The sequence below is a fragment of the Herbidospora yilanensis genome (assembly GCF_001570565.1).
Taxonomy (GTDB): Bacteria; Actinomycetota; Actinomycetes; order Streptosporangiales; family Streptosporangiaceae; genus Herbidospora; species Herbidospora yilanensis.
The window spans coordinates 135,612-157,299 of sequence record NZ_BBXE01000014.1; the positions used below are offsets into that span (position 1 = coordinate 135,612).

Sequence of the window (21,688 nt, forward strand, 5' to 3'; positions counted from 1 at the left end):
TCGTGCCAGCCCCCGTTGGTACGGGTAGCCTGCGGGCTCCCATCGAAATCGGAGGACGATCGTGCAGGGACCCCTGACCGGTGTCGTGGTGCTCGACCTGTCCCGGGCGCTGGCCGGCCCCCACGCGGCCCAGATGCTCGGTGACCTGGGCGCCGACGTGATCAAGGTCGAGCATCCGCAGGGCGGGGACGAGTCGCGCGCCTGGGGGCCGCCCTTCGTCGGCGACGTGTCGACCTATTTCCTGTCGGCCAACCGCAACAAGCGGTCGATCACGCTCGACCTCAAGGAGCCCGCCGGCAAGGACGTGCTGACCCGGCTGATCCGGCAGGCCGACGTCCTCATCGAGAACTTCCGGACCGGGGTGCTGGCCCGGCTCGGCTTCTCCACCGAGACGATCGAGGAGCTCAACCCCCGCATGGTCGTGTTGTCGATCACCGGGTTCGGGCACGACGGGCCCGAGGCCGGCCGTCCCGGCTACGACCAGATCGCCCAGGGCGAGGCGGGGCTGATGTCGATCACCGGGCCGCCCGGTCAGCCGCACCGCGCCGGGCCGTCGATCGCCGACCTGCTGGCCGGCATCCACGGGGCCTACGGCGTGGCCGCCGCCCTCTACGAGCGCGAGCGCACCGGCAGGGGCGGCGTGGTCCGGACCTCGCTGCTGGCCTCGGTCGTCGGCGTGCACGCCTACCACGGCACCCAGTGGACGGTCGCGGGCCAGGTCCCGAAGGCCAACGGCAACCACCACTCCTCGATCGCGCCCTTCGGGGCCTTCCGCTGCTCCGACGGCATGATCCAGATCGCGGCCGGCAACGAGGGCCAGTGGCGGAAGGTGGCCGCGCTGCTCGGCGTCGACCCCGACCGGCCCGAATACGCCACCAACCGCGACCGCTTCGCCAACCGCGACGAACTCGTCGGAGAGATGGAGAAGACGCTGACCACCGAGACCCGCGACCACTGGCTCGGCCGGCTCGCCGACGCCGGGGTGCCCGCCGGGTCGATCCGCACCATCGACGAGGTCTACGCCTGGGACCAGACCCTCTCCCAGGGGCTGCTCGTCGAGGTCGACCACCCGGCCCTCGGCCCTATCGGGCTGCCCGGCCCGGTCCTGCGCTTCGACCACCACCCGCCCCGGGAGCACACGGCCCCGCCCGCCCTCGGCGCCGACAACCAGGCCGTCCTCGACTGGCTCACGGGGAGAGAGGCGACGTGACCCCCGAGAGACCCGACGCGCGCACCCTGATCGAGGTCGTGCTCGACCCCGGCTCGTGGGTCTCCTGGGACCGGCCGCCCCTGGAGACGGCCCCGCCCGGCTCCGACTACGCCGGCGAACTGGCCGCCGCCCGGAACAAGTCGGGCTACGACGAGTCGGTGGTCACCGGTGAGGGGCGGCTCGACGGCCGCCGGGTCGCCGTGGTCGCCGGGGAGTTCTCCTTCCTCGCCGGGTCGATCGGCGTCGCGGCGGCCGAACGCCTGGTCGCCGCCGTCGAGCGCGCCACCGCCGAACGGCTGCCGCTGCTGGCCGCGCCCGCCAGCGGGGGCACCCGCATGCAGGAGGGCGCGCTGGCGTTCGTCCAGATGATCAAGATCACCGCCGCGGTGACGGCCCACAAGGAGGCCGGGCTTCCCTACGTCGTCTACCTGCGGCATCCGACGACCGGGGGCGTGTTGGCGTCGTGGGGGTCGCTGGGCCACGTCACCGCGGCCGAGCCGGGCGCGATGATCGGCTTCCTGGGGCCGCGCGTCTTCGAGTCCCTGTACGGCTACCGCTTCCCGAAGGGCGTGCAGGAGTCGGAGAACCTGTTCGCCCACGGCCTGGTCGACGCGGTGGTCCCGGCGGTGCAGGCGCGCGAGATCGCCGTCCGGGCGCTCAGCGTGTTGTGCGCGCCCAAGGACCTGCCGCCGCTGCCGCCGACCGCCGGACCCGAGGCCAGAACCGACGTCCCGGCCTGGGACGCGATCGTCAGCTCCCGGCGCGACGACCGTCCCGGCGTCCGGACCCTGCTGAAGCTGGCCGCCGCCGACGTCACCCCGCTGAACGGCACCGGCGCGGGCGAGAGCGACCCCGGTCTCCTGCTGGCCCTGGCCCGGTTCGGCGCCGCCCCGGCGGTGGTGCTCGGCCAGGACCGGCGCGGCGCGCGGGCCGGCCTGAAGATCGGCCCGGCCGGGCTGCGGGTGGCCCGCCGGGGGATGAAGCTCGCCGAGGAGCTCGGCCTGCCCCTGGTGACCGTCATCGACACGGCCGGGGCCGAACTGTCGAAGGCGGCCGAGGAGGGCGGCCTGGCGGGCGAGATCGCGCGCTCGCTCGCCGACCTGGTCATGCTCGACGCCCCGACGGTCTGCCTGCTGCTCGGCCAGGGGTCGGGCGGCGCGGCCCTGGCCCTGCTGCCCGCCGACCGCGTGCTGGCCGCCCAGCACGCCTGGCTCTCGCCGCTGCCCCCGGAGGGCGCCTCGGCGATCCTCTACCGCACGGTCGACTTCGCCCCCGAGATCGCCCACGCCCAGCGGGTGAGGGCGGCGGACCTGAAGCGCGACGGCATCGTCGACCGCATCATCGCCGAGTGTCCCGACGCGGTCTACGAGCAACCGGCCTTCACGAAGAGGGTCGCGCGGGCCCTGGAGGAGGAGATCACCGCGCTCCTGGCCGAACCGGCCGGCGACCGGGTGGCCCGGCGGATCGCCCGCTACCGGGCCGTCGGAACGAGCTGACCTTGGCCCGCCCACCCGGGACCGAGCTCATGGTGCCACCCGTGTCCGACGTTTCGGCATGGCCGACCCGGCCCGGTGGAAAGCCGGTCTAGCCGGAGGTGAGGGGGACGGCGATGCGCTCGACCCTGATCGAGTGCACCTCCTCCCGGGGGACGACGACCTCGTAGGCCCCGTGGTCGACCAGCCAGTAGCCGAGGGCCTCGGCCTTCATGCCGCTGTGCCCGGTGTAGGCGATGTGCAGGCCGCCCTCCTCGCCGTCGTCCTCGTCGAGGACCAGGCAGGGTTCGCCGCCGAACTCGCCGACCGTGCGGAGCAGCACGAGGTGGTCGAGCTCCTTGGTCGTCACGGCCAGGCGGTGGTAGCCGCGGCCGCGTTCGAAGCCCGGCTCGGCCGTCTCGCTGAAGAGGACGACGTCGTCGCCGCCGGGGCCGATGGCGGCCGGGTAGTTGCGGCCCCGGTAGGTCGCCATGAACCCCAGGCCGACCGGTTCGACGTCGCCGCTCATGCGGCCGGCCGCCACGAGAGGCCGTCGAAGGCCGCGAACAGGCGCTCGCCCTGCCGGGTGAGGTGGACGATCTCGGCGCCCGCCGGGATCGGCATGGGCATGGTGTGGAACTGCGGCACGACGTGCTCCCGCGAGGCGGTGAAGCCGTTTCCGGCGAAGGGGGGCGAATCGCTCCAGTCGCCGCCCATGTGGGGGCCGTAGGGAACGACGTAGGTGTCGATCTCCCGCGCCAGCCAGCGCAGGATGTAGAGCTCCGGTACGCCCGGGACCAGCTCCGACCCCTCGAAGGAGAGGTCGAGCGCGTCGACGATCGCCCGGGGGGTGGTCAGCCGCTCGCAGTCCTGCACCCGGTAGACGTAACCGGAGATGACGGTGCGCCGTCCGGCCAGGTATGGCACGAGCAGGCGCGGTGGGATCACCTTCTGCATGCGTGTGCTGTGCCCTGGCTCACTCATGGGGGACAGTTTACGAGCGATTGACTTCCTCACCTCCCGTTAGGAGGGATTCACCCGCCAATGTCCCCGATTGTGAATCGCCGGTGCAGCAGGGCGGGCAGCGCCGTCCTGACCGCCTCCGTCCGGGCCGCGTCGATCACCCCGGCGCCCACGCCCGGCGCGGGGCCGAGACCCCTGGTCACCACGCCCATCGGGTCGACGAGCATGCTGTGCCCGACCCCGAACCCGTCGGTGTGGGGCGGCTGGCCGACGGCGATGGTCCAGGTCGTGTTCTCGATCGCGCGGGCCCGGACCATGGTCGTCCAGTGGTCCTCCTTCAGCGGCCCGGCCGCCCACGCCGCGATCACCGCGAACACCTCGGCGCCCCGGTCGACCAGCTTCCGGAACAGCTCGGGGAACCGCACGTCGTAGCAGGTCGCCAGGCCCACCCGCAGCCCGGCCACCTCGGCCACGACCGGCTCGGGGCCGGGGCTGACGAACTCCGACTCCCGCGACCCGAACGAGTCGAACAGATGGATCTTCCGGTACGCCCCCTTCAGCGACCCGTCGGCGTCGACGGCGACCGCGGTGTTGGCGACGCGGCCCCCGTCGGGCTCCCAGACCCCGGCGATCACGGCGGTGCCGGACTCGCGGGCGGCCTCGCGGAGACCGGTGACGAACGGCCCGTCGAGCGGTTCGGCGACCTCGCCGATGTGGCGGCCGAACCGGCTCAGCGTGGCTTCGGGGAAGACGACCAGGTCGGCCTCCACCGAGGCCAGCGCCTCACGCACGGCCTCCAGGTTCTTCTTCGGCTCGTGGTCGATCGGGATCTGTCCCAGCGCTACTACGGTCACCCGCAACAGTCTGCCTGTTGGGGACCACCTTCATCCAGGTGAGGCACCGCCAGACCCACTCCAGCGGGCCGTAGCGGAACCGCGAGAGCCACCACGCGGAGAACCACCACTGGACGACCAGGGTCACCACCGTGACCACGACCACGGAGCGGAACGACTCGGCCCCGGCCGCGATGATCACGAAGGAGCTGGTGACGTAGTTGGTCAGCGCCATCCGCCCCAGCGGCTCGAACACCCGGGGGCTCAGCAGCAGGAAGCCCGACGCGTAGACCGCCGCCCCGGCCAGCGCCGAGGGGAACCCCTCGAAGGGGAAGAACACGACCGCCGCGCCCACGCTGATCAGGAACACCATCAGGCTCGGCTTCGGCCCGCCGTGGTCGACGCAGGCCAGGCCCAGCAGGAACAGGCCCGCGATGAGGATCCACGGGCTGCCCTGCACCACCGCCCAGGCCACCACGGCGGCCCCGAGCACCGGGTTGAGCCATTTCGGCAGGTAGCTCGCGGGCAGCAGGACGCCCACGCCGAGCAGGGCGTAGGGCAGCAGCACCTCGCCGGGCATCAGCCACCAGTGGCCCGCGCCGAACAGCGCCAGCACGGCCAGCCGCCGCAGCATGATCAGCCGGTCGTCGTGGGAGCGCAGGAACAGGGCGAAGCTCACGCCGAACAGGAACGAGAAGATCGGGTAGAACCGGCCCTCGACGAACCCCATGAACGCGGCGCCCTCTTCGGGGCGCGGGTCGACGTGCTGCCAGGTGTTCACGAGCATGATCCCGCAGACCGCGAACCCCCTGAGGGCGTCGAGCTCCCGGATCCTGGCCATGCGAACAGAGTAAATTGTGCGGATGCTAGTTGGACGTATGAGGGAATTCGGCCCGACGATTTTCGCCGAGATGACGGCGCTGGCCGTCCGGACGGGCGCGATCAACCTGGGCCAGGGTTTCCCCGACGAGGACGGCCCCGCCGCGATGCTCGCCGTGGCGACCGAGGCGATCCTGGGCGGCCGCAACCAGTACGCCCCCGGCATCGGCGTGCCCGAGCTCCGCCAGGCGATCTCCGAGCACGCCAAGGAGACCCAGGGCCTCTCCTACGACCCCGACACCGAGATCCTGGTCACCGTCGGGGCGACCGAGGCCATCGCGGCGGCGGTCCTGGCCCTGGTCGAGCCGGGCGACGAGGTGATCGTCTTCGAGCCCTACTACGACTCCTACCCGGCCGCCGTCGCGCTGGCCGGGGGCACCCGCCGGGCGGTGCCGCTGCGCCCGGTCGACGGCCGCTTCACCTTCGACCCGGCCGACCTGCGGGCGACGCCGAAGACCCGGGCGATCATCGTCAACTCGCCCCACAACCCGACCGGCACCGTCTTCACGCCCGCCGAGCTGGAGACCATCGCGGCCTTCTGCCGCGACAACGACCTGATCGCCATCACCGACGAGGTCTACGAGCACCTGACCTTCGACGGTGTCCCGCACGTCTCACTGGCCACCCTCCCCGGCATGCGCGAGCGCACGGTCCGGATCTCCAGCGCCGGGAAGGCGTTCTCGGTGACCGGCTGGAAGACGGGGTGGATCTGTTCGACGCCCGAGCTGGTCACGGCGGTGACGGCGGTGAAGCAGTTCCTGACCTTCACCTCGGCCGTGCCCTGGCAGCTCGCCGTCGCCCACGCGCTGCGCCACGAGCTCGGCTGGGTCGGCGGGCTGCGCGACCGGCTCCAGGCCAAGCGCGACCGGCTCTCGGCGGGGCTGGCCGGCGCCGGGTTCGAGGTGCTGAAGACGGCCGGGACCTATTTCGTGCAGACCGACATCCGGCCGCTGGGGCTGACCGACGGGCTGGAGCTGACCCGCCGGCTGCCCGAGCTGGCCGGGGTGGTGGCGATCCCGACGCAGGTCTTCTACGACCACGCCGAGACCGGGCGCCCCTACGTCAGGTTCGCGTTCTGCAAGCGCGACGAGGTGATCGACGAGGCGGTCGGGCGGCTGGCGTCGCTGCGGCTGGGCTGAGCCGTCACGGAGAATGATCGGCTGTTAACAGGTGATGAGGATCACATTTCGGAGCCAGTTGGAACGATCCGCGAATGAGATGCTCAATATGTGACCCGCGCCTATACCTCTACCGTCAGTGATCCCTTCGACCGCGGCCATGAATTCGGGCAGGCGCACGGCGCCGACATCGCCCGCACCGTCGCCACCTACACCGAGGTCTTCCGGCAGAAGGCGGGGGGGCGGCAGCCCGACCTGACCGAGCTCGGCAAACTCGGCATGAAGGCGATCGAGGCGTGGGCGCCCGACCTCGCCGAAGAGATCACGGGAATGGCGGAAGGCGCCCGTCTCCCCGTGACCGACCTCGCCGCCGTCAACGCCCGGACCGAGATCCTGTCCTACCTGGGCGGCGCGCGGGAGAGCGAGTGCTCCGCGGTCGTCCTGCTCGGCGACGACGAGGACGCCGCGCCCGTGGCCGTGCAGACGTGGGACTGGATGCGCCAGATGGCGGCCGGCTGGCTCGTCTGGACCATCCCGTTCCCCGACGGCCGCGTGACCACGACCCTCACCGAATACGGCGTCGTCGGCAAGATCGGCGTCAACGGCAGCGGCCTGGGCCTGCTGTTCACCCGCCTCCACCACGACGACGACGGCGCCGACGGGATCGGCCTGCCGGTCCACGTGGCCGCCCGCCGGGTCCTCGACGAGTGCGACACGGTGACCTCGGCCGCCTACACCCTCACCACGGCCCCCGTCACGGCCTCCTCGTCGCTGAACCTGGTCTCCCACGGCCCCGCCGGAAACGCGGCCGTGACCTGCGAACTCCACCCGGGCGGACCGGGGTGGACCGTTCCCGAGGACGACGGCATGCTCGTCCACACCAACCACTTCCTCGACCCGCGCGTGGTGCCCAGCGACCCCTATCCGCGCCTGCACCCGGGCACCCTCATCCGCCGCGACCAGTTGCGGCGCGGCCTGCGCCGGCACACCGCCAGGCCCGACGCGGCGACCGTCCGCAAGGTGATGGCCCGGCACGCCGGCGGCGTCTGCCACCACACCGAGCCCGGCCACGACGACGACCACATCACCCTGGCGACGGTCGAGCTCGACCTGAAGAACGGCGAGGTGCGGGCCACCGAGGGCGGGCCGTGCGGCCGGCGCACTTGGTGAATATTGCCCAGGGTCATGACCTTCGACGGCGAGAGTCGCCAATGCCGGGGAGATGGGCGGCGGATAGTTTCGCCGTGTGACGGGTGAGCGTGTCCTGATCGCCCTCGGCGGCAACGCGATGACCGCGCCGGACGGCTCCGCCGCCCCGGCCGACCAGAAGCGCGCGATCGAGCGCGCCATGACCCACGTCGCCGACCTGATCGGCCAGGGCCACCGGGTGGCGATCACCCACGGCAACGGCCCCCAGGTCGGCAACATCCTGCTGAAGAACCAGCTCACCGCCCACGTGGTCCCGCCGGTGCCGCTCGACTGGTGCGGCGCCCAGACCCAGGGCACCCTCGGCTCGCTGATCATGAACGCGCTCGACCCGATTCCGGCGGCGACCGTGGTCACCCGCACCCTCGTCGACCCCGGCGACCCCGCCTTCGACGACCCCGTCAAGCCGATCGGGCAGTACTTCTCGGTCGTGGAGGCGCGGCGCTTCCAGGCGCTCGGCCAGACGTGGCGGGAGTTCGAGCGCGGCTGGCGCCGGGTGGTGGCCTCGCCGCGCCCGGTGGAGATCCTCGACGCGGCCCCCGCCGTGGCGCTGATGGTGGCCGGTTACACGGTCGTCGCGGCGGGTGGCGGGGGAGTGCCGGTCGTCCGGCACGCCGACGGCGGGCTCCACGGCGTGGAGGCGGTGATCGACAAGGACCACGCGGCCTGCGCCCTGGCCCAGGCGGTCGGCGCGGACATCCTGGTCATCGCGACCGACGTCCCGCACGCCATCGCCGGATACGGCACCCCCGCAGCCCGCCCGATCGGGGGCGTGACGCCGAAGGAGATGCGGGTACTCCAGGCCGAAGGGCATTTCGCCAGCGGCAGCATGGGCCCGAAGGTCGAGGCCGCGCTGCGTTTCGTCGAGGAGGGCGGCGCCAAGGCAGTGATCACGTCACTGGACAACATCGCCGCCGCCATTTCAGGAAATATCGGTACAACGGTTAACCGGGAGAGTTAGATGCCGGACCCCATCGAGGTACGCAAGGTCGCCATCGAGAGCGTGACCGACGCCTCCGGGCTCGCGAAGCTGATCGACGACGGCGTGATCGAGGCCGCCCGCGTGCTGGCCGTCATCGGCAAGACCGAGGGCAACGGCGGCGTCAACGACTACACCCGCATCCTGGCCGACCGCGCCTTCCGCGAGATCCTGGCGAGCCGGGGCCACCCGTCGCCCGAGAGCGTGCCGCTGGTCTGGTCGGGCGGCACCGACGGCGTCCTGTCGCCGCACGCGACGATCTTCGCCACCGTCGACCCGGCGTCCGCGCCGCAGAGCGACGAACCCAGGCTGAGCGTGGGCATCGCGATGAGTGAGGTCATCCTCCCCGAGGACATCGGCCGCCCGGCCATGGTCGAGAAGGTCGCGGCCGGCGTCCGCGAGGCGATGAAGATCGCCGGCATCGACGACCCGCGCGACGTCCACTACGTGCAGACCAAGACCCCGCTGCTCACCCTGTCGACCATCAACGACGCCAAGTCGCGCGGCCACGACGTGATCACCGAGGACACCGGCCCGTCGATGGACATCTCCAACTCCACCACCGCCCTCGGCATCGCCGTGGCCCTGGGCGAGATCGAGATGCCGGCCGCCGACCAGATCCACCGCGACCTGTCGCTCTACTCCTCGGTCGCCTCGTGTTCGAGCGGCGTCGAACTCGACGTGGCCCAGATCGTGGTCGTGGGCAACGTGCGCGGCATCGGCGGCCGCTACCGCGCCGGCCACTCGGTCATGAAGGACGCGCTCGACACCGACGGCATCTGGGCGGCCATCCGCGACGCGGGCATCGACCTGCCCGACCGCCCCCACCCCAGCGACCTGGGCGGCCGTCTGGTCAACCTGTTCATGAAGTGCGAGGCCGACCCGACGGGCAGCGTGCGCGGCCGCCGCAACATCATGCTCGACGACAGCGACGTCCACTGGCACCGCCAGATCAAGGCGACCGTGGGCGGCGTCGCGGCCAGCGTGACCGGCGACCCGGCCGTCTTCGTCAGCGTCGCGGCCGTCCACCAGGGCCCCAGCGGCGGCGGCCCCGTCATCGCCATCGCCGATCTGGGCTGATCTCCGTCACATTCAAGACGGCTCCGTTACGGCGGAGCCGTAAGGGAGGAAAGCTCTGGCTCCTCGCCGAATCCGGGCCGGGTATCCTCGCCCTTCGTGCCTTCGATTCCGCAGCCCCTGGTGCCCGACGACGACGGGCGGGCCGACGCCGCGCTGGCCGGGACGCTGGCGCGCTTCCAGACCGGAGACGCCACCGTCGCCGACGTCCTGACCGCCCTCGGGCCCGCCCGGCTGCTCGTGCCCGTCGTGGCGCTGCTGACCGAGGCCGAGGTCGGCGAAGACGGGCTCAAGCGGGAGAAGGAGAGCGAGATGGCCCTCCCCAAGCTCGTCGGGCAGGACGGGCGGATGGCCGTGCTCGCGTTCACCGGAGTCGAGGCGCTCGCCCGGTGGCGGGCCGACGCGCGGCCCATCCAGGCATCCGCCTCCCAGGTGTGCAAGGCGGCCGTGCACGAGCAGGCCGCGGCCGTCGTCATCGACGTCGCGGGGCCGGCGCCGTTCGCGGTCGAGGGGTCCATGCTCCACGCCATGGCCGCCATCGAGGACGCCGCCGCGCGCCGGAACCTCGACGTCGACGTGCCGGGGGTGACGGTGGCCCGCTTCGAGGCCGCGCCGCCGAAGAAGAGGAGCTGGTGGCGGCGGTAGGGATTTCCACACCCGTAACACGCATCGGGGCCGCGCGCGCCGAGGAGGGGTTAGGGTCGGCCGCGTGTTGTCTTGGGGGCTGCTCGCGCTGCTCGGCGTGGTCGCCGGGCGCTACGCGCGCGAGCTCGCGGGAGGGTTCGTGCCCGAGCCCGACGACACGCGCAAGGAGGCGCGGGCGGCGTTGCGCCACGCCTTCGGGGTGGTGCCCGCGCCGCGCCGGCCCTTTGTCGTCGAGGGGGTCACGGGGCTGCTGTTCGGGGTCCTCGCGTGGCGACATGCCCCCACGCCCGAGCTGATCCCGGCGCTGCTGATGGCCGCCTGGGCCGGAGTGGTGCTCACGCTGACCGACCTGCGCACGTGGCGGCTGCCCGACGTCGTGACGCTGCCCGCCTATCCCGTTCTGCTGGCCGCCCTCGCCCCCACCGGGCGGCTGATGGTCGCCACCGCGTGCGGGCTGGCCATGGCCGGGATCTATCTCATTCTGTGGTTCGGGCGGCCCTCGGGGCTCGGGTTCGGCGACGTGAAGCTCGCCGGGCTCGTCGGGCTGGTCGCCGGAGCGGTCAGCGTCGACGCCGCCATCATCGCCGGGGTGGGCGGGCAACTGCTCGGCGGGCTCTGGGCATTAGGGCTGCTCATCACCCGGAAAGGCACCCGGACCAGCGAGTTCCCCTTTGGTCCCGCTATGATCGCGGGCGCGCTGGCGGCTCTGCTGGCGGGAGCTTAACCGCACATCTGAAAGACTTGGTCCCATGCTGCGCTGGTTGACCGCCGGGGAGTCCCACGGCCCCGAACTCATCGCGATCCTCGAGGGGCTGCCCGCCGGGGTCGAGATCACCACATCCGAGCTCGAAGAGGCGCTGCGCCGCCGGCGTCTCGGCTACGGGCGCGGCGCCCGCATGAAGTTCGAGCAAGACGAACTGACCATCTCGGGCGGCGTCCGCCACGGCCGCACGCTCGGCTCGCCGGTCGCCATCCGCGTCGGCAACACCGAGTGGCCCAAGTGGGAGCAGGTGATGGCGGCCGACCCGGTCGACCCCGCCGTCCTCGAAGGGCTCGCCCGCAACGCGCCCAGGTCGCGGCCCCGCCCGGGCCACGCCGACCTCGCCGGCATGCAGAAATACGGCTTCGACGACGCCCGGCCCGTCCTCGACCGGGCCAGCGCCCGTGAGACGGCCGCCCGCGTGGCGCTCGGCCAGGTCGCCAAGAACTTCCTCAAGCAGGCCCTCGGCGTCGAGATCGTCAGCCACGTCGTGTCGATCGGGTCGGCCGTGACCCCGTCGGCCGAGCTGCCGGCCCCCGCCGACCTGGCCCGCATCGACGACGACCCGGTCCGCTGCTTCGACCCCGAGGGCAGCGCCGCGATGGTCGCCGAGATCGACAAGGCCCACAAGGAGGGCGACACCCTCGGCGGCGTCGTCGAGGTCGTCGCCTACGGCCTGCCGCCGGGCCTCGGCAGCTACACCCACTGGGACCGCCGCCTCGACGCGCGCCTGGCCGCCGCCCTCATGGGCATCCAGGCGATCAAGGGCGTCGGCGTCGGCGACGGCTTCGAGACCGCCCGGCGTCCCGGGTCGCGCGCCCACGACGAGATCGAGAACACCGAGAACGGCGTCCGGCGGGTCACCAACCGGGCCGGCGGCGTCGAGGGCGGCATGACCAACGGCGAGCCGCTGCGGGTCAGCGCCGCAATGAAGCCGATCTCGACCGTGCCGCGGGCGCTGGCCACCATCGACGTGGTCACCGGAGAGGCCGCCAAGGCCCACCACGAGCGCTCCGACGTGTGCGCCGTGCCGGCTGCCGCGATCGTCGCCGAGGCCATGGTCGCGCTGGTGCTGGCCGACGCCGCCGTCGAGAAGTTCGGCGGCGACTCCGTCGAGGAGGTGGCCCGCAACGTCTCCGGCTACCTGTCCTCGCTGATCATCAAGTAGGGGGAGCGACCATGCCTGTCGTGGTGCTGATCGGCCCGCCGGGGTCCGGCAAGTCGACCACCGGCGAGTTCCTGGCCGAACGCCTCGGCGTCGGCTTCCGCGACACCGACGCCGACGTCGAGCAGGTCGCGGGCAAGCCGATCGGCGACATCTTCGTCGAAGACGGCGAAGAGGCCTTCCGCGCGCTTGAGGCCGCGGCCGTCCGGGCCGCCCTCGACGAGCACGAGGGCGTGCTGGCGCTCGGCGGCGGCGCCATCCTCGACCCGGCCACGCGCGAACTGCTCGCCGGCCACACCGTGGTCTACCTGAAGGTCGGCCTCGACCAGGCGGTCAGGCGCGTCGGCCTGGCCTCGGCCCGCCCGCTGCTGGTCCTCAACCCGCGCAGCCAGCTCCGCAAGCTGATGGAGGAACGCCGCCCGCTCTACGAGGGCCTCGCGGTCCTCACCGTCGCCACCGACGACCTGGAGGCCGACGTGGTGGCCGACGCTGTGGCCGACGCTGTGGCCGACCAGATCCGGGCCGAGCCGAAGCCGGAGTCCGAGTGACCGTCACCCGCATCCCCGTCTTCGGCGACAGCCCCTACGACGTCGTCGTCGGCACCGGCGTCCTGGGCGAACTGCCCGGCCTGGTCGGCGAGAAGGCCCGCACGGTCGCCGTCGTCCGCCCGGTCAGCCTGCCCGAGCTCGCCGGCCCGGTGACGGGCGTGCTGGAGAAGGCCGGCTACGACGTGCTGGACATCCCGGTGCCCGACGCCGAGGCGGCCAAGGACGTCCACGTGTTGTCGTCGCTCTGGTCGGCGTTCGGGCGCCACGGCATGACCCGGACCGACGTCGTCGTGGGCGTCGGCGGTGGGGCCACCACCGACCTGGCCGGGTTCGCGGCCGCCACGTGGCTGCGCGGGGTGCGGGTCGTCCAGGTCCCGACGACGCTGCTGGCCATGGTCGACGCCGCCGTCGGCGGCAAGACCGGCATCAACACCCCCGAGGGCAAGAACCTGGTCGGGTCGTTCCACCCGCCGGCGGGCGTCCTGTGCGACCTCGCGACGCTGGTGGGCGTGCCGCGCGACGACTACGTCGCCGGGCTGGCCGAGACGATCAAGGGCGGGTTCATCGCCGACCCCGAGATCCTGCGGCTGATCGAGGAAGACCCCGACGCCGCCCGCCACCCCGAGGGCGCCCACACCCGCGAGCTGATTGAGCGCAAGATCCGGGTCAAGGCCGACGTCGTCGGCGCCGACCTGAAGGAGAGCGGGCTGCGCGAGATCCTCAACTACGGCCACACCCTGGCCCACGCCATCGAGCGGGTCGAGAACTACACCGTCCGCCACGGCGAGGCGGTCGCGATCGGCCTCGTCTACGCCGCCGAGCTCGGCCGCCTGTCCGGCCGGGCCGACCTGGTGGCGCGCACCCGTTCGATTCTGACCTCGGTCGGTCTGCCCACGGTTTACCGTGAAGACGCCTGGCCCCGGTTGCGTGAGCACATGAAGATCGACAAGAAGGCGCGGGGGGCCAAGCTCCGGTTCGTCGTGCTCGACGCGCTGGCCGAGCCGTCCCGGCTCGAAGACCCGTCCGAGGAGTTGCTGGAGGCCGCCTACCGGGCGGTGAGCGGAGGCCCCCATGCGTGACGTCCTGGTGCTGAACGGCCCCAACCTGGGCCGGCTGGGCACCCGCGAACCCGACGTCTACGGCGCCACCACGTTCAAAGACCTGGTGCTGATCTGCGAGACCGCCGGTCGCGACCTGGGCCTGGCGGTCGAGGTGCGGCAGACCGACGACGAGGCCGAGATGGTGCGCTGGATCCACGGGGCCGCCGACTCCCGCACCCCCGTGATCCTCAACCCGGCGGCGTTCACCCACTACAGCTACGCGCTGCGCGACGCGCTCGCCCAGCGCACCGCGCCGCTGATCGAGGTGCACATCTCCAACCCGGCCGCCCGGGAGGAGTTCCGCCACACCTCGGTCGTGGCGGCCGTCGCCAACGGCACGATCGCCGGTTTCGGCGTGCAGTCCTATGTCCTGGCCTTGCGAGCCATCGCGGAGATGTGAGATGTACGGGTCGTTCGTCGCCCTCGGCGACAGTTTCACCGAGGGCCTCAGCGACCCGGGCGTGAACGGTTCCTATCGTGGCTGGGCCGACCGCGTGGCCGAGACCCTGGCGAGTCAGAACCCCTCCTTCGTGTACGCCAACCTCGCGGTCCGCGGCCGCCTGCTCGACCAGGTGGTGGCCGAGCAGGTGCCGAGGGCGATCGAGATGCGCCCCGACCTGGTCAGCTTCTGCGCCGGCGGCAACGACCTGCTGCGTCCCGGCAGCGACCCCGACAAGATGGCGAAGACCTTCGCCGGCGCGGTCAGGGCGCTGCGCGAGACCGGCGCCGACGTGATCGTCTTCACCGGCGTCGACCCGCGCGACACCCCGATCATGCGCCGCGCCCGCGGCACCTTCGCGACCTACTACCTGCACGTCCGCTCGATCGCCGACCTCTACGGCTGCCGCCTGGTCGACCAGTGGTCGATGCAGGGCCTGCGCGACTGGCGGGCCTGGAGCGACGACCGCCTCCACATGAACGAGCACGGCCACCGTCTGGTCGCCGCCAAGGTGCTCGACGTGCTGGGCGTACCGGGCCAGGAATGGCGGTTCACCTGGCCGCCCCGCGACAAGGTCGACCCCCGGGTGAAGCGCCGCGAAGACGCCGAGTGGTTGCGCGAACACCTGGCCCCGTGGGTGCTGCGACGGTTGCGCGGGAGGTCGTCCGGAGACAACATCGCCCCGAAACGCCCTGATTTGTCGCCTTTCGACTAATTTGGGCCGCTCTTGAGGTGCACTGTCCGCTTTCCGGGGAGGGGGATCCCCGAAGGAGGACAGTGATGAAGCCAAGTCAGGCCAAACTCGCGGTGGGCATCGCCCTCGGCTACTACTTCGGCCGCAACCACAAGCTCGCACTGGCGACCGCCGTCGCCGTCGGAGGTCTCGCCGGCGCGCTCCGGCCCAAGAGCCTGCTGGGCAAGGGCCTCAAGAGCCTCGGCTCGCCCGAACTGGAAGAACTCGCCGGGAAGCTGCAGACCGACTTCATGGAGGTCGGCCGCGCCGCCGCCACCGCGGCGACCACCGGCCCGATCAACCAGCTCAGCGACCGCATCCACGACAAGGCGGAGCGCCTGCGCAGCCCGCTCGGCACCAAGACCGCCGAGAAGACGTCCGAGAAGACCCCCGACACGACCTCCACCGAGGAGGACTCATGACGGAAACCAAGACGGCGTCACCGCTCGGCAGACTGGGCAGAGAGGTCGGCGGCATGATCGGCGCGGCCGGCAAACGCGGCGCCTCCAAGCTCACCGGCAAGGTCACCGGGAAGATCAAGGGCAAGGTCGGCGACCTCACCGACCGCCTCACCGAATACGCCACCGGCGAGAAGAGCGGTCTCAGCGACCTGGGCTTCGGGGAGCAGCGCAAGGAGCAGGGTGGCGGCGAGGAGAAGAAGGAGGGCTTCTTCAAGCGCCTCGGGCACGGCGTGAAGGGCGTCACCGAACTGGTCAAGGCCTTCACCGGCAAGGGCGGCAAGGGCAAGGGCAACCGGAAGGTCACCAACATCGTCGAGTCGATCGACATCGGCGCGCCGCTCCAGGTCGTCTACAACCAGTGGACGCAGTTCGAGGAGTTCCCGTCCTTCATGAAGAAGGTCGAACGCGTCAGCCAGGACGAGGACACCAAGCTGACGTGGAAGGCCCAGGTCTTCTGGTCCCACCGCACCTGGCAGGCCGACATCATCGACCAGGTCCCCGACGAGCACATCATCTGGCGCTCCCATGGGGCGAAGGGCCACGTCGACGGCTCGGTCACCTTCAGCGGCCTGGCGCCGAACCTGACCCGGGTGCTGGTCGTGCTGGAATACCACCCGCAGGGCCTGTTCGAGAAGACGGGCAACATCTGGCGCGCCCAGGGCCGCCGCGCACGGCTGGAACTGAAACACTTCCGCCGCCAGGTGATGAACCAGACCCTCCTGCGCCCCGACGACGTCCAGGGCTGGCGCGGCGAGATCCACGACGGCGAGGTCACTTCCGAGAAGCCGCCCGACGAGGAGCGGGAGACTCCCGCGGAGGAGCAGGCGACGGAGGCCCCCGAGGCACCCCCGCCCGGTTCGGGAGAGGAGCCCGAGGCGCCGGAGGAGGGAGAAGAGACGGCCGAACCGGAGGAGAGCGAGGACCACGAGGACGAGGAGAGAGTGCCCGAGGGCCGGGTGAGCGCACGTGGCTGACGAGGACCCCGACGTCTACCTCGACGTACCGAATCTCAGCGTCGACGAGATCACCCTCCGGGTCGCCGACCTCAAGGCCCGCGTCAGCGTCAGCGCCGAGGTCCTGGACCTGCTGAAACTCAACGTCGGAGCGGACGTGTCCCTGGGCGAGGTCGACCTGGGCATCAAGGGCGTCCAGGCCCAGGCCCTGCTGAAGGTCCGCCTGGACAACGTCGCCAGAATCGTCGGCGACGTCCTGCAGACCCTCGACCACAACCCGCAGATCCTCGAGAACCTGACCAGAGGCCTCGGCAACGCGACGGAGGCCATCGGCGGCGGCGCGGGCCAGGCCGTCGGCGAAATCGGCAAGGGCGCCGGCAGCGCCGTCAGCGACGTGGGCGCAGGCGCGGGCCACGCGGTCCGCGACGTGGGCTCGGGCGCCGGGGAAGCCGTCAGCGACGTCGGCAAGGGCGCGGGCCACGCGGTCGGCGAGGTCGGCGAAGGCGCCGGCGCGGCGGTGAGTGACGTCGGTGAGGGCGCTGGTCATGCGGTCGGCGAGGTCGGTGAGGGTGCCGGCGCGGCGGTGAGTGACGTTGGTGAAGGTGCTGGTCATGCGGTCGGCGAGGTGGGTGAGGGCGCTGGTGCATCCGTCAGCGACGTGGGTGAGGGTGCCGGCGCGGCGGTGAGTGACGTTGGTGAGGGCGCGGGCCATGCGGTCGGCGAGGTCGGTGAAGGTGCCGGTGCGGCGGTCGGCGACGTGGGCGAAGGTGCCGGCGGGGCGGTCGGTGATGTCGGCGCGGGCACCGGGAAGGCGACCGAGAGCGTCGGTGGGGGAGCGGGCCAGGCTGCGAGCCAGGTCGGCGAAGGCGCAGGAAGGGCGACCGAAAGGGCCGCGGCCGAGGGCGCCGGGAAGGCCACCGAAACGGTTGGCGCTGGAGCGGGGGAGGCTGCTGGTGAAGGTACCCGGCAGGCCGCCGAGCATGGCGATTCCGGTGGTGGCCTGGCTCCCGACGAGGCCGGCGAGGCTGAACGCCGGCGTGACGAAGGCGAAGAAACCGACCGGGCAGGTCGGCCTGGCCCGGCCTCCGGCGAAGGAAGCGTGCTCACCGGCACTGTGGTCGAGGACCAGCAGCGCTCTGCTGAGAGCGTTTCCCGCCCGCCGGTCAGGCGCACGAGCAAGACGGAACCGGCCGGTGGTGGGCAGGAAGGCCGAACGTCAAAGGCAGGAGAAGAGGTCGGCGCCGAGAGATCCAAAAGCGGCGGCCAGGCGGAGGGTCCAAGCGCAGAAGGCCGAGCTGCGACGGCGAAAGGAGAAGGCGGAGCCGAGGGGCGGCAAGGCGGAGGCCAGGAGGGTGAGCCAGCAGCAGAAGGCCTGGATGAGACGCCACGACCAGGAGGCCAGGCTGAGAAGACGACGGATGAGGGCCAGGCCGAACGACTGACGGATGAAGGCACCGAAAAACCGCAGGGTGCGGCGGGGCCCCCGGAATCGACCGATGAGGCGTCAGCTCCAGAGTCGGCGGATGAGAGCCAAGCGGGGGAGCCGGAAGCTGAAGGTGAGGCCGCAGAGTCGCAGGTCGATGCTGAGACGGAGAGCCCGCAAGACGGAATGGGGGCTCCGGAGTCGGCGGGTGAGAGCCAAGTCGAGGAGCCGGAAGCCGGCGGCGAGGCCGGAAAGCCGCAAGTCGAAGATCAGACGGAGAGCCCGAAGGGCGGGGCGAAGGCCCCCGAGTCGGCGGGTGAGGGCCAGGCCGCCGAGCCGGAAGCCGAGGGAGAGGCCGGTGAAAGCCCAGCCGGGAAGCCAGAACATGAGGGTCGAACCCCGAAGCGCAAAGGCAAGGATCACGCCGGCGAGAAAGCCGACCATTGGCGGCGCGAGAGGCCCGATCGGGCCGGTCAGACGCTCGGTGGTGCGTTGAGGGAGTTGCGTCACGCCGCGTTGCTGGCCGGAATGCGGCGGCTCGGCAAGCTGGGCAGGCCCCCGTGAGCGGGCGGCCCACCGACGACGACATCGCGCGGGCCGACATCGTGGTCGCCGCCGAGGTCGAGGCCGAAGAACTCGAAGTCAGAATCGCACCCGGCCACAGGGTCGAGTTCCACGGCGAAGACCAGGCCGCGTCGGGCACCGACCGGGAGAACCTTCCCGAAAAGGTCACCGAGGGTGAACGATATCGTTCGGTCCGTATCAGCTATGCGCTGGAAGCCCGCGCCGCCGGGCCGGGGTGATTCCCGCGTGATCGAGAGAGCGCTTTCTCGTACAGTCGACTGATGAAGCTCTCCGATATCCGGATCTACCCCGTCAAGTCGGTGACCGGTCTCCGACTCGACCACGCCAAGGTCCTGCCGTGGGGCCTCGAAGGCGACCGCCGGTGGGCCGTCGTCGATGACAAGGGGGACGGCTACTGGTCGGGGGAGAACCCCGAATATCTCGCCGTCAAGGCCGTCAACACCCCGGAGGGCGGCCTGATCCTCAACGCTCCGGGGCTCGACGAGCTCAAGGTCCCCCCGGCCGACGGGCCGCTCGTGCCCGTCTACTTCCACGGGCTCGACGAGGCCATGCTCGCCCACGACGACGCCCATGAATGGTTCACGCGGCTCCTGGGCAAACCGGCCAGACTCGTCTACCTCGACGACCCCAACCGGCGGCACATCGTCGACTACCACGGCGGGCTGCCGGGCGAGGTGGTCAGCTTCGCCTGGGACGCCCCGCTGCTCCTGGTCACCCGCGACTCCCTGGCCCGTCTCGACGACTGGATCGCCGAGGGCGCCGTCGAGCGCCGGGAGGCCACGCCGCGGCGGCTCGACGTCGCCCGCTTCCGGCCGAGTGTGGTCGTCGAGGGGTTCGCGCCGTTCGAGGAGGACACCTGGACGTCGGTGCGCATCGGCGACGTCGACTTCCGCGTCTCCGAGCTCTGCGACCGCTGCATCGTCACCCTCTGGGACCCCGACACGCGGGAGCGCGGCAAGGAACCCCTGCGCACGCTGGCCAGACACCGCCGGTGGGACGGCAAGACCTGGTTCGGCATCCGGCTGGTCCCGAAGAACCTCGGCGAACTCCGGGTCGGTGACCCGGTCGTCCCGGTCGTCAGGACGTGAGCCGCTTCAGCGCCGCCCGGACCACCGCGGGGTCGGTCGTCCGCCAGTAGGGCGGCAGCGAGTTCAGCAGGAAGCCGCTGTAACGCGCTGTCGCCAGGCGGGGGTCGAGGACCGCGATCACGCCCCGGTCGTCCATCGACCGCAGCAGCCGGCCGGCGCCCTGGGCCAGCAGCAGCGCGGCGTGGGTGGCGGCGACCGACATGAAGCCGTTGCCGCCCTTGGCCGCCACATGTCGCTGCCGCGAGGAGGTCAGCGGGTCGTCGGGGCGGGGGAACGGGATGCGGTCGATGATGACGCAGGTCAGCGACGGGCCGGGCACGTCGACGCCCTGCCACAACGACAGGGTGCCGAACAGGCAGGTCTCGGGGTCGGCGGCGAACTGCTTCACCAGGAGCGACGTCGAGTCGTCGCCCTGGCACAGCAGCGGCACCGACAACCGGTCGCGCAGCGCCTCGGTCGCCGCCTTGGCGGCGCGCATCGAGGAGAACAACCCGAGGGTCCGGCCGCCGGCCGCCTCGACGAGCTCGACCATCTCCTGGATGTAGGCGTCGGGCAGGCCGTCGCGGCCGGGCTGGGGGAGGTGCTTGGCGACGTAGAGGATGCCGGAGCGGGCGTGGTCGAACGGGGAGCCGACGTCGAGGCCGCTCCAGTCGTCGTTCTTGCCCAGGCCCCACTGGGCGGCCATGCCCTCGAAGGTGCCGCCGAGCGCCAGGGTGGCGGAGGTCAGCACGACCGTGCGGTCGCCGAACAGCTTGTCGCGGAGCATGCCGCCCACCGACAGGGGCGCGACCCGCAGCGTCGGCGGGACCCGGCCGGAACCCTCCTCCAGCCACACCACCTCAGCCCGGTCGACCTCGGAGTCGGCGCCGAACGCGTCGAGCATGCGCTGGGCGGTGTCGTGGACCTCGTCGAGCGCCGTGAACGCCGCCTTCTTCGCCCCGGCGCCCTCGGGGTCGTCCTTGTCGGCGTTGCGGGAGCCGAGGGCGGTGATGCAGGCGAAGGCCGCGTCGCGCACGAGCGCCAGGGTCAGCCCGAGCGACTGCGGCAGGTCGTCGACCCGGCCGGCGGGGGCGGCGGCGAGGAGGGAGCCGAGGTCTTCGGCCGCCTCCTGGAGCCGGTCGGCCAGGCCCTGTTCGATCAGGCGGCCGGCGCGGCGGGCGGCCAGCCCGGCCGTGGACTCCGACAACTCGTCGGTGACCACCGACGTGACCCGGTCGACCAGCTCGTGGGCCTCGTCGACGACCACGACGTCGTGTTCGGGGAGGACCTGGAAGTCCTCCATCGCGTCGATGGCCAGCAGGGCGTGGTTGGTCACCACCACGTCGGACAGGCCGGCCCGCTCACGGGCCAGCTCGGCGAAGCACTCGGCCCCGCTGGGGCAGCGCTGGGCGCCCAGGCACTCGCGCGCCGACACCGAGAACTGCCGCCAGGCGATCTCGCTCACCCCCGGCACGAGCTCGTCACGGTCGCCGGTCTCGGTCTCTTCGGCCCATTCCTGGATGCGCTGGACCATGCGGCCCGTGGCGCTCACCTCACGGGGGTCGAAAAGCTGATCCTGTTCGTCTTCGGGCATGCCGACCGTTGACTTGTATCGGCACAGATAGTTGCGACGGCCCTTAAGAATGGCGAATTCAGGTCGATGCGGGAGTTCTTTTTCGAGGGCGTCGGCGAGCCTCGGAAGATCGCGGTCGACGAGCTGGCGCTGTAGCGCGATGGTCGCCGTGGAGACGACGACGGCGCTGTCGGAGATCGCCGCGTGGCGGATCGCGGGCACCAGATAGGCCAGCGACTTGCCGGTGCCGGTGCCCGCCTGAACTGCGAGATGGTCGCCCTTGTCGAGCGCCTTCTGGACCGCCGTGGCCATCGTGACCTGCCCGGGTCTCTCGGCGCCGCCGAGCTCCCTGACGGCGATCGTGAGCAGCTCTTCTACAGTTGGCAGGTCGGATTTCGGCACCCCGAAAGGCTAGCGCCCACGACCGACAAGAGCGTGCTGTTATCGGACCGTGACCGCCGGACCACATCCCGGAGTTCGGGGGTGCGAAGGGGAGTTC

23 protein-coding genes are annotated in these 21,688 nt (G+C 71.7%); 18 read left to right on the forward strand and 5 right to left on the reverse strand.

Annotated elements, in window-relative coordinates; translation table 11 throughout:
- Positions 1-61 precede the first annotated feature (61 nt).
- Positions 62-1,210 (forward strand): CaiB/BaiF CoA transferase family protein, encoded by a 1,149-nt coding sequence (locus tag AW273_RS05020; RefSeq protein ID WP_062345661.1) that lies wholly within the window; start codon positions 62-64, stop codon positions 1,208-1,210.
- Positions 1,207-2,706: a carboxyl transferase domain-containing protein gene (locus AW273_RS05025; RefSeq protein ID WP_062345663.1), complete on the forward strand. Its 1,500-nt coding sequence runs from the start codon at positions 1,207-1,209 to the stop codon at positions 2,704-2,706. Before AW273_RS05020 ends, AW273_RS05025 begins: the two co-directional genes overlap by 4 nt.
- An 88-nt stretch (positions 2,707-2,794) precedes the next feature.
- Here AW273_RS05025 and AW273_RS05030 read toward each other — a convergent pair whose 3' ends face one another.
- Genes AW273_RS05030 through AW273_RS05045 form a run of 4 tightly spaced genes read right to left on the reverse strand, consistent with a single transcriptional unit; the run spans position 2,795 to position 5,319 of the window.
- Positions 2,795-3,211 carry a hypothetical protein gene (locus AW273_RS05030; RefSeq protein ID WP_062346133.1) on the reverse strand — a complete coding sequence of 139 codons (417 nt, stop codon included), beginning with the start codon at positions 3,209-3,211 and terminating at the stop codon, positions 2,795-2,797.
- Positions 3,208-3,666: a hypothetical protein gene (locus AW273_RS05035; RefSeq protein ID WP_062345665.1), complete on the reverse strand. Its 459-nt coding sequence runs from the start codon at positions 3,664-3,666 to the stop codon at positions 3,208-3,210. The genes AW273_RS05030 and AW273_RS05035 overlap by 4 nt, the downstream gene beginning before the upstream one ends.
- Positions 3,667-3,716: 50 nt before the next feature.
- Positions 3,717-4,499, reverse strand: coding sequence for a carbon-nitrogen hydrolase family protein (locus tag AW273_RS05040; protein WP_062345667.1), 783 nt, complete (start codon positions 4,497-4,499; stop codon positions 3,717-3,719).
- On the reverse strand, positions 4,429-5,319 hold the full coding sequence (locus AW273_RS05045; protein ID WP_062345669.1) for a DUF418 domain-containing protein: 891 nt from the start codon (positions 5,317-5,319) through the stop codon (positions 4,429-4,431). Before AW273_RS05045 ends, AW273_RS05040 begins: the two co-directional genes overlap by 71 nt.
- A 22-nt stretch (positions 5,320-5,341) precedes the next feature.
- On the opposite strand from AW273_RS05045, the gene AW273_RS05050 reads away from it, so the two are divergent.
- From AW273_RS05050 to AW273_RS05125, 16 genes are all read left to right on the forward strand, one after another.
- Complete coding sequence (locus AW273_RS05050) at positions 5,342-6,496, forward strand: pyridoxal phosphate-dependent aminotransferase (RefSeq protein WP_157555572.1); 1,155 nt, start codon at positions 5,342-5,344, stop codon at positions 6,494-6,496.
- 90 nt (positions 6,497-6,586) lie between these two features.
- Complete coding sequence (locus AW273_RS05055; RefSeq protein WP_062345672.1) at positions 6,587-7,645, forward strand: C45 family autoproteolytic acyltransferase/hydrolase; 1,059 nt, start codon at positions 6,587-6,589, stop codon at positions 7,643-7,645.
- Between the two features lie 76 nt (positions 7,646-7,721).
- Positions 7,722-8,642: a carbamate kinase gene (locus tag AW273_RS05060; protein WP_232327073.1), complete on the forward strand. Its 921-nt coding sequence runs from the start codon at positions 7,722-7,724 to the stop codon at positions 8,640-8,642.
- Entirely contained in the window at positions 8,643-9,740 is a 1,098-nt protein-coding gene (gene bar / locus AW273_RS05065; RefSeq protein ID WP_062345674.1) for a barbiturase, read from the forward strand.
- A 96-nt stretch (positions 9,741-9,836) separates the two neighbouring features.
- Positions 9,837-10,382: an SseB family protein gene (locus AW273_RS05070; protein WP_062345676.1), complete on the forward strand. Its 546-nt coding sequence runs from the start codon at positions 9,837-9,839 to the stop codon at positions 10,380-10,382.
- A gap of 64 nt (positions 10,383-10,446) precedes the next feature.
- Entirely contained in the window at positions 10,447-11,106 is a 660-nt protein-coding gene (locus tag AW273_RS05075) for a prepilin peptidase (RefSeq protein WP_062345678.1), read from the forward strand.
- A 25-nt stretch (positions 11,107-11,131) separates the two neighbouring features.
- Complete coding sequence (gene aroC, locus AW273_RS05080; RefSeq protein WP_062345680.1) at positions 11,132-12,310, forward strand: chorismate synthase; 1,179 nt, start codon at positions 11,132-11,134, stop codon at positions 12,308-12,310.
- An 11-nt stretch (positions 12,311-12,321) separates the two neighbouring features.
- Complete coding sequence (locus AW273_RS05085) at positions 12,322-12,855, forward strand: shikimate kinase (protein WP_062345682.1); 534 nt, start codon at positions 12,322-12,324, stop codon at positions 12,853-12,855.
- On the forward strand, positions 12,852-13,934 hold the full coding sequence (gene aroB, locus AW273_RS05090) for a 3-dehydroquinate synthase (RefSeq protein WP_062345684.1): 1,083 nt from the start codon (positions 12,852-12,854) through the stop codon (positions 13,932-13,934). Before AW273_RS05085 ends, aroB begins: the two co-directional genes overlap by 4 nt.
- Positions 13,927-14,355: a type II 3-dehydroquinate dehydratase gene (aroQ, locus tag AW273_RS05095; protein ID WP_062345692.1), complete on the forward strand. Its 429-nt coding sequence runs from the start codon at positions 13,927-13,929 to the stop codon at positions 14,353-14,355. The genes aroB and aroQ overlap by 8 nt, the downstream gene beginning before the upstream one ends.
- Before the next feature lies 1 nt (position 14,356).
- Positions 14,357-15,109 (forward strand): SGNH/GDSL hydrolase family protein, encoded by a 753-nt coding sequence (locus AW273_RS05100; RefSeq protein ID WP_062345694.1) that lies wholly within the window; start codon positions 14,357-14,359, stop codon positions 15,107-15,109.
- Positions 15,110-15,174: 65 nt separating this feature from the next.
- Entirely contained in the window at positions 15,175-15,549 is a 375-nt protein-coding gene (locus tag AW273_RS05105; RefSeq protein WP_157555573.1) for a hypothetical protein, read from the forward strand.
- Positions 15,546-16,562 (forward strand): SRPBCC family protein, encoded by a 1,017-nt coding sequence (locus tag AW273_RS37765; protein ID WP_062345698.1) that lies wholly within the window; start codon positions 15,546-15,548, stop codon positions 16,560-16,562. Before AW273_RS05105 ends, AW273_RS37765 begins: the two co-directional genes overlap by 4 nt.
- A complete protein-coding gene (locus tag AW273_RS39025) occupies positions 16,555-18,528 on the forward strand; it encodes a hypothetical protein (protein WP_063909839.1) in 1,974 nt (657 codons plus the stop codon). The genes AW273_RS37765 and AW273_RS39025 overlap by 8 nt, the downstream gene beginning before the upstream one ends.
- Complete coding sequence (locus tag AW273_RS05120; RefSeq protein ID WP_062345700.1) at positions 18,525-18,767, forward strand: hypothetical protein; 243 nt, start codon at positions 18,525-18,527, stop codon at positions 18,765-18,767. The genes AW273_RS39025 and AW273_RS05120 overlap by 4 nt, the downstream gene beginning before the upstream one ends.
- Before the next feature lie 42 nt (positions 18,768-18,809).
- Positions 18,810-19,637, forward strand: coding sequence for an MOSC domain-containing protein (locus tag AW273_RS05125; protein WP_062345702.1), 828 nt, complete (start codon positions 18,810-18,812; stop codon positions 19,635-19,637).
- On the opposite strand, the gene AW273_RS05130 is transcribed toward AW273_RS05125, so the two are convergent.
- On the reverse strand, positions 19,627-21,591 hold the full coding sequence (locus AW273_RS05130) for an ATP-dependent DNA helicase (RefSeq protein WP_062345704.1): 1,965 nt from the start codon (positions 21,589-21,591) through the stop codon (positions 19,627-19,629). The two genes, AW273_RS05125 and AW273_RS05130, sit on opposite strands and share 11 nt — an antisense overlap.
- Positions 21,592-21,688: the final 97 nt, after the last annotated feature.

What these genes read in the sequence shown, in the direction of transcription:
- AW273_RS05030 (WP_062346133.1), bottom strand. Translation starts at nt 3,211, where the DNA reads ATGAGCGGCGACGTCGAACCGGTCGGCCTGGGGTTCATGGCGACCTAC.
- AW273_RS05035 (WP_062345665.1), bottom strand. Translation starts at nt 3,666, where the DNA reads ATGAGTGAGCCAGGGCACAGCACACGCATGCAGAAGGTGATCCCACCG.
- AW273_RS05045 (WP_062345669.1), bottom strand. Translation starts at nt 5,319, where the DNA reads ATGGCCAGGATCCGGGAGCTCGACGCCCTCAGGGGGTTCGCGGTCTGC.
- AW273_RS05050 (WP_157555572.1), top strand. Translation starts at nt 5,342, where the DNA reads ATGCTAGTTGGACGTATGAGGGAATTCGGCCCGACGATTTTCGCCGAG.
- bar (WP_062345674.1), top strand. Translation starts at nt 8,643, where the DNA reads ATGCCGGACCCCATCGAGGTACGCAAGGTCGCCATCGAGAGCGTGACC.
- aroC (WP_062345680.1), top strand. Translation starts at nt 11,132, where the DNA reads ATGCTGCGCTGGTTGACCGCCGGGGAGTCCCACGGCCCCGAACTCATC.
- AW273_RS05085 (WP_062345682.1), top strand. Translation starts at nt 12,322, where the DNA reads ATGCCTGTCGTGGTGCTGATCGGCCCGCCGGGGTCCGGCAAGTCGACC.
- aroQ (WP_062345692.1), top strand. Translation starts at nt 13,927, where the DNA reads ATGCGTGACGTCCTGGTGCTGAACGGCCCCAACCTGGGCCGGCTGGGC.
- AW273_RS05100 (WP_062345694.1), top strand. Translation starts at nt 14,357, where the DNA reads ATGTACGGGTCGTTCGTCGCCCTCGGCGACAGTTTCACCGAGGGCCTC.
- AW273_RS05105 (WP_157555573.1), top strand. Translation starts at nt 15,175, where the DNA reads ATGAAGCCAAGTCAGGCCAAACTCGCGGTGGGCATCGCCCTCGGCTAC.
- AW273_RS37765 (WP_062345698.1), top strand. Translation starts at nt 15,546, where the DNA reads ATGACGGAAACCAAGACGGCGTCACCGCTCGGCAGACTGGGCAGAGAG.
- AW273_RS05125 (WP_062345702.1), top strand. Translation starts at nt 18,810, where the DNA reads ATGAAGCTCTCCGATATCCGGATCTACCCCGTCAAGTCGGTGACCGGT.